Source organism: Gemella bergeri ATCC 700627 (assembly GCF_000469465.1).
GTDB lineage: Bacteria > Bacillota > Bacilli > Staphylococcales > Gemellaceae > Gemella > Gemella bergeri.
The window spans coordinates 1-5,282 of the sequence record NZ_KI271805.1 but is presented as its reverse complement, the minus strand read 5'-3'; the positions used below and the strand labels follow the sequence as shown (position 1 = coordinate 5,282).

5 protein-coding genes are annotated in these 5,282 nt (G+C 28.7%); all 5 read right to left on the bottom strand.

Annotated elements, in window-relative coordinates; genetic code table 11:
• Positions 1-177 precede the first annotated feature (177 nt).
• The 5 genes from HMPREF1983_RS01065 to HMPREF1983_RS01045 all read right to left on the bottom strand — a co-directional run bounded on the left by HMPREF1983_RS01065 (position 178) and on the right by HMPREF1983_RS01045 (position 5,065).
• Positions 178-378 (bottom strand): cold-shock protein, encoded by a 201-nt coding sequence (locus HMPREF1983_RS01065; RefSeq protein ID WP_021752428.1) that lies wholly within the window; start codon positions 376-378, stop codon positions 178-180.
• Between the two features lie 233 nt (positions 379-611).
• Positions 612-1,088, bottom strand: coding sequence for a DNA-directed RNA polymerase subunit delta (gene rpoE / locus HMPREF1983_RS01060; protein ID WP_021752427.1), 477 nt, complete (start codon positions 1,086-1,088; stop codon positions 612-614).
• Positions 1,089-1,108: 20 nt separating this feature from the next.
• A complete protein-coding gene (gene argS, locus HMPREF1983_RS01055; protein WP_021752426.1) occupies positions 1,109-2,743 on the bottom strand; it encodes an arginine--tRNA ligase in 1,635 nt (544 codons plus the stop codon).
• Positions 2,744-2,770: 27 nt separating this feature from the next.
• Positions 2,771-3,148, bottom strand: coding sequence for a hypothetical protein (locus HMPREF1983_RS01050; protein WP_021752425.1), 378 nt, complete (start codon positions 3,146-3,148; stop codon positions 2,771-2,773).
• 3 nt (positions 3,149-3,151) lie between these two features.
• Positions 3,152-5,065, bottom strand: a complete 1,914-nt coding sequence (locus tag HMPREF1983_RS01045; RefSeq protein ID WP_021752424.1) for an ABC-F family ATP-binding cassette domain-containing protein — start codon at positions 5,063-5,065, stop codon at positions 3,152-3,154.
• Between the last annotated feature and the right edge of the window lie 217 nt (positions 5,066-5,282).

Below are 5,282 nucleotides of genomic sequence, written 5' to 3'. Positions count from 1 at the left end.
CATTATTTAATACTTGTGATAAATTTTATAATTATTTTAATCTATATATATTAATATCAATTAAATATCATCACTTACTTTTTTATATTTTTAATTATATTTATATTATTTTTAAAGATTCAATATAAAAAGAAAGTTCCCTTGATTATCAACGGAACTTTCTTTTTATTTTCATTATTATAGAGCAACTACGTTGGCTGCTTGTGGTCCACGATTTCCTTCTTCTACTTCAAATTCTACTTTTTCGCCTTCTTTTAAAGTTTTAAATCCTTCTTTTTGGATACTAGAGAAGTGTACGAATACATCTTTTTCACCCTCTACAGAAATAAATCCGAATCCTTTTTCTTCGTTGAACCATTTTACTGTACCTTGTTTCATAAGTTACAATCTCCTTTTATTTTTTATTATCAATAATCAATCGTATTCTTGCTTTTAAAGATAATAAATAAAATAAATAGAATATCTTTATTCACTTACAAAACTTAAAACCTGTATTACAATTATTACTTTATATTTTACTGACTTTGTCCATTATATCCTATTTAGAATAAATTAGCAATCAATATGAAGCCTGATAATTTATATTTTTCGGTGCTTTTATTATTTAATTCTTAAAACTCGTCTTCTTCTTCGTTTATATTAAACTTAGATACTATTCCTCCATTATCAAAGTCATAGACTTCATCATTTTCTTCTATATCTTCTTCTTCGATTAATTCATCAACTTCGTCATGAACATCTTCTTCATCTTCATCAACCATTTCGTCAAGTTCTTCATCTTCGATTTCAAATTTTTGAACACTTGGTTCAACAAAACTCTTAATATCTTCAACCAACAGCGTATCTCTTAATTTCCAACTCCCGTCTTCTACACAGATAAATCTTCCGTCTAAATTTAAGTCGGTATAAAAATATGCTGCTTGAGCTGAAAATTCTTCTTCATCTACTTCTCTTAACGGTTTTATATAATCAAGAAAATCATAAATATTTAATTTCTCAATTTTTTCATCTATCATATACGCATAACATAAGTCTATTAACGACATTTCTTTTATTTTTTCACCGCTTAATTCTTTTAATTTCGTCATTATCTATTATATCCCTTCTTTTACATTTTTTCCGGAGCTGATACTCCGATTAGTTCCAGTGCATTTTTTATCGTTACTTTAACAGCAGTTATTAATGCTAAATAACTTTGTGATTGTTCTTTATTTTCTGTTATTACTTTATTATTGTTGTAGAATTTATGGAATGAACTTGCTAAAGTTTGTAAATAATTACAAATTCTATGCGGTTCATAATTTATAGCCGCTTGTGAGACAATCTCCGGAAAGTATGCTAAATTTTTAAGTAAATCTACGGAATAATCATCTGTTAATAACTCATAATCACAATCAGTCACATTAATAAAACCTTGTTCTTCAGCCTGACGTAATATCGAACAAATACGTGCATGTGCATATTGAACATAATATAGTGGATTATCGCTGGATTGTTCTTTAGCTACTGCAAAATCGAAATCCAGATGACTGTCCGCACTTCTCATTACCAGAAAATAACGTGCAGCATCTTTTCCTACCTCGTCAATTAAATCACGAAGTGTAATTGATTTTCCTGTTCTTTTACTCATTTTTACAACTTCGCCGTTATTTAATAACTGAACCATTTGCATAATTAGAACTTCTAATTGTTCTGCTTTATACCCCATAGCCACAATACTGGCTTTTAGGCGACCGATATATCCGTGGTGGTCAGCTCCGAGAACATCAATTAATAAATCAAAACCGCGATCTAATTTATTTTTATGATAAGCTATATCACTGGTTAAATACGTCAATGCGCCGTCCGCTTTAATCAATACCCTATCTTTGTCATCACCGGTTCCAAGTGCTGTGGTTTCCAACCATAACGCTCCATCTTTTTCATAAACAAAACCTTGTTCTCTTAAAGAAGCCAATGCTTTGTCTACAGCACCTTCTTGATATAATGATTTTTCACTAAAATATACATCATACTCTAAACCGAAATCACCAAGATCTTTTTTTATATTATTCAGTTCATATTCTATTGCATAATTACGAATAAATTCTTCTAAATCGGTACGTAATAATAAACTATCGCCGAATTTTTCTTTTAACTCTTTTCCAAGAATTTTAATATCTTCGCCATGATAAGCATCCTCCGGCATTTTTGCATCCAGACCTAACGCTTGTTTATAACGAACTATAGCAGAACTGACAAGGTTATTAATTTGATTACCTGCATCATTAATATAATATTCACGTGAAATATTATAACCCGCTTTTTTCATAATTCTGGCTAAAGAATCTGAATAGGCGGCATTTCTGGCGTGACCTACATGAAGTGTTCCGGTCGGATTAGCAGATACATATTCTAATAATACTTTCTTACCGTTTCCTACATCAGTTTTCCCGTAATTATCACGTTCTTTTAAAATTTTATTTATTATACCGCCAAGGCTTGATTTTTTAACATAAAAATTAATAAATCCGGGGCCTGCTATTTCAATTTTTTCAACAGATTCATCATCTTCTATATTAGAAATTATCTCTTCCGCTATTATACGCGGATTTTTTCTTAATACTCTTGTTAACTGCATAGCAACATTAGAAGAAAAATCTCCGTTATCTGTATTTTTCGGTGTTTCTACATAAACTTCTATATCGTTTATATTTAACTTTTTCAAAGAATTTTGCAACAATTCTACTATTTTAGTTTTCAATTACAATACCTCCTTAATAAAATTACTCTAATTGCGTTTCAATAATATTTTCAATGTATTTTTTTGCTTATTATCGGGATTAAAAATAATATTATAACTTATTTCAAAGAAAACAAGGTTATTACGTTCTTTTTTCTTTATTTTAATAAGCTGCATAGCAAGGTTAACTATCCCCATTTCAGTTTTATAATTAGATTTTTTAACAATATAAGCTATATCGATTTTAAAATCATCTTTCTCTATACTAACACTTTCTTTTATTTTGTCAATAAAAATTTTTATTTTTTTATTATTTTTATCATAATACTCTATTTTTTCATATTCTTTTTGATTAAAATATTCTCCGATATAACTTTCCTCAAGAAGTTTTTCTTCATCTACATAGGTTGTAATTTTTATCTTCATCTATCAATCCTGCAAACTTTCTAATTCTTCTTCTACCGTCAACCACTCTTCATTCAAAGTATCCAGTTGGTTATTGATAATTTTTAATTGTTCATTAAATTCTTGAGTTTTTATAGCGTTTGTGTAAATTTCTTCTTTTATTAGTTCTGAATTAATTTCAGAGATATGGTTTTCCAACTCTTCGATTTTTTCAACTATTTCATCTCGAGTTCTCTCCAGTTTTCGAAGATGTTTTTTTTCTTCTTTACCTAATATATAACTATTTACTTGTTTTTTTTCTATTTCTACTTCTTTTTCCTCTAAACTCGCCAGTAGTTTTTCTTGTGCCAATTTTTCCAAATAATAATCATAATTTCCTAAATAAATACTGTAACCCTTATCTGTAATATCAAGAACTTTATTGGCAATTTTATTAATAAAGTATCTATCGTGACTGACAAACAAAATAGTTCCTTCGTAATTTTCCAACGCTTCTTCCAAAACTTGTTTACTGGTTATATCTAAGTGGTTGGTAGGTTCGTCCAGTATTAAAAGATTATTCTTTTCAAGCATAAGTTTAGCCAGTTGCAATCTTGCTTTTTCTCCTCCGGATAAATCTTTGACAATTTTTAAAACATCATCACCTCTAAAAAGAAATCTTCCTAAAACATTTCTTATTTCCGCTTCTTTCATTAAGGGATATTCGTCCCAAAGCTCATTTAAAATGGTTTTTGACGATTCAAATTCAGCTTGTTTTTGATCATAGTAACCCAATGATACTTTACTGCCATAATTAACCGTCCCACCAAGAGAATTTTGCCTTTTAGCTATTGTTTTAATTAAAGTAGACTTACCAATACCATTTTTCCCGACTACTGCTATTCTATCTCCTTTATAAATAGAAAAATTATATTTTTCTCCGATTTGGCTGTCATAACCCACAGTCAGGTCGTTTATCATTAGAACATCTCGTCCGCTTTGTTCTTTTATTCTAAACTCTATATTTGCTGCTCTGTTATCTTTTTTAGGATTATCTATAAGTTCCATTTTTTCTAATACTTTTTGACGACTTTTTGCCATTTTACTGGTAGAAGCACGAGCTATATTTTTTTGAACAAAGTCTTCCAGTCTTTTTATATCTTTTTGTTGGCTATTGTATTCTTTTAATTGTTTACTATAATCTTCTTCATATTGAGCTATAAACTTGGTATAATTTCCTACATATTTTTTTAATTTTCCAAATTCAAGATTATAAACTACATTCACTACTTTATCTAAAAAATATCTATCGTGGCTGACTATAACAATTGCAGCGTCATAAGAACCGAGATAATTTTCCAACCAAGCTACATTCTCCATATCAAGATGGTTAGTCGGTTCATCAAGAATTAGAACATCAGGCTCGCTAAGAAACAGTTTTGCCATAGATAATCTAGTCTTCTCACCACCGGAGAATGTGCTTATCTTTTTATCAAACACTTCTTTTTTAAAATCTAAACCGAATAAAACACTCTCTATTTTACTTTTATAATGGTAGTCCTTATGAGTTAAAACTTCATTTTGTAACCTGTCATAACGATTAAGAAGTTTAGAGTCTTTTTCTAAATTTTCCGGTGTTAATTCAAAAGAAAGTTTTTCTAATTCTTTTTCCAAGGTTATTATTTCAGAAAAACAGGTAATCATTTCTTCATATATTGATAAATCCTCTCTAACAATAAATTCTTGTGAAAGATAGCCTATGCTGGTTCCTTTCGATACCGCTCTTTCTCCGGTATCAAAACTAAGAGTACCCGCTATAATTTTAAGTAATGTACTTTTCCCTGCTCCATTTCTTCCGACTATAGCTATTCTATCTTTATTATTTATCTCCATTTTTACATTCGAAAAAATTTCATTAACAACAAAATTTTTTGTTATATTATTAAGTTGAATTAACACTTTCTCACCTCTTTTTATTATCTAAATTTTATATGTAACTAAAACATTATACCACAAACTATATATCTTAGCTAATACTATAGTACACTTTTACCCTTTTATGAAAAAATTTCTAAAATAATTATTCTCTTTAGCTAATTGATAGTTAATATCAATTGAAATAATTCTCTTCCCCTTTGTTATTATATTTTAGAATATAATTTTTTTAAAACTTTAT

Coding starts and splice junctions, on each gene's coding strand:
- HMPREF1983_RS01065 (WP_021752428.1), bottom strand. CDS start 378: ATGAAACAAGGTACAGTAAAATGGTTCAACGAAGAAAAAGGATTCGGA.
- rpoE (WP_021752427.1), bottom strand. CDS start 1,088: ATGACGAAATTAAAAGAATTAAGCGGTGAAAAAATAAAAGAAATGTCG.
- HMPREF1983_RS01050 (WP_021752425.1), bottom strand. CDS start 3,148: ATGAAGATAAAAATTACAACCTATGTAGATGAAGAAAAACTTCTTGAG.